The organism is Microcystis sp. M49636_WE2, from assembly GCF_030065375.1.
Taxonomy (GTDB): Bacteria; Cyanobacteriota; Cyanobacteriia; order Cyanobacteriales; family Microcystaceae; genus Microcystis; species Microcystis aeruginosa_C.
Genome location: NZ_JASJFG010000334.1, coordinates 1 through 1357, shown reverse-complemented (window position 1 = coordinate 1357; position 1357 = coordinate 1). Strand labels below are relative to the sequence as shown.

General features: G+C 41.0%; 3 protein-coding genes. 2 read left to right on the top strand and 1 reads right to left on the bottom strand.

The window, feature by feature from the left end; translation table 11 throughout:
- A partial coding sequence (locus PX484_RS07990; protein WP_288103392.1) for a 2Fe-2S iron-sulfur cluster-binding protein occupies positions 1-253 on the top strand: 253 nt, incomplete at its 5' end.
- Between the two features lie 70 nt (positions 254-323).
- Here the strand turns inward: PX484_RS07990 and psbQ are convergent.
- Entirely contained in the window at positions 324-764 is a 441-nt protein-coding gene (psbQ, locus tag PX484_RS07985; protein ID WP_002737745.1) for a photosystem II protein PsbQ, read from the bottom strand.
- 122 nt (positions 765-886) lie between these two features.
- Between psbQ and PX484_RS07980 the strand changes: the two genes are divergently transcribed.
- Entirely contained in the window at positions 887-1105 is a 219-nt protein-coding gene (locus PX484_RS07980) for a hypothetical protein (protein ID WP_409770010.1), read from the top strand.
- Positions 1106-1357 lie beyond the last annotated feature (252 nt).

Below are 1357 nucleotides of genomic sequence, written 5' to 3'. Positions count from 1 at the left end.
AGATGGAGCGAATTTACGAGAGAAAGCAATCCAGAATGGCGTTGATATCTACACTTTTGGCGGTAAATTGATGAATTGTGGCGGTTACGGTCAGTGTGGTACTTGTATAGTGGCAATTGTCGAGGGGATGGAAAATCTCTCCGCTAGAACCGACTTTGAGCAGCGCTGTCTGAAGAAAAAACCCGAAAATTATCGTTTAGCCTGTCAAACCATGGTTAATGGCCCTATTAGCGTCCAAACTAAACCAAAATAGCATTTATCGGTTTTTTAGCTGCGGCCTGGTCGGTGATCACTGATAACTGATCACCGATCACTAATACAAACTAACTAGGAACAATATTTAAGAAAGCATCGAAGTCTTTTAATGCTTCTTGGAATTGATTAGCAGCGAGACTAGCATCTTTTTCTTTGGCTGCCGCATCGATACGTTCAAAGTGAACGAAAAGATTTTTCGCTAACTGCTTGGCTTTTTCTTGGTCTTTGGGCAGTAAATTACGCGATAATCCTACCATTTCCTGACGCAATTGCCCCAAAGGGCCGTGGATATAGGTGCGAGTATCTACCCAATTTTTGTCAGCGATGAGGTCTTGCAAAACGCTCATTTTTTGGCGAAATCCTTCTATGGGTTGGATGTAAACCTGTAACTGTTCGATTTTTTGCGGACTATAGACGGTGGGGATAGTTGCTTGGGGACCACTGCAACTAACCAGCAGCGTAGTAACTAGGACTAAAACTAGGGAAATAATCGAGCGAAGACGTGGCATTGGTTTATATGTACTATTTAACAAACTATTGACGTTCTCTCCCTTAACCAGTCAAGGTATCGGGACGATTTTTACTTTATCAGAATTTTGGGTTTAAAACCTCGCCCCTTTTAGGGTATCCATTGGTCACATCTTTCATTAACAAAAAGAGAAGAAACTTAAAAAAGGGCTCTTCTCGACTTTGTGTGATAAGTTTAACTTATATAGTAGCGATCGGTCTTTGTGTCCTCTGTGTCTCTGTGGTTCGTTCCACTGAAAAGTTCCTGAACAGTAATGATTGTAAAGGAAATGGAATGACGGGACGCATTAGCAATAACTTGGGGATGATTGCGAAGAATTAGGGAAATATGGTCAGTATCGAGAATATATTGAGACACAAATCTTTATCCTCTACAGATAATATGAGGGATCTACTTCACTGTCATCATCTAAAGGGTGAGGGGTTATCTAGAGGTGTTGTCCATGATATCGTTTCAATTTGGCTAATTTGTTCGATAAAGGTTGTTTGTAGTTGGGAAATGGCTTCTTCTTTGGTGGGTGCTTGGACTCGAAAATGAGGCAATTCAGCGATAGATACAGCATATTGACCATTT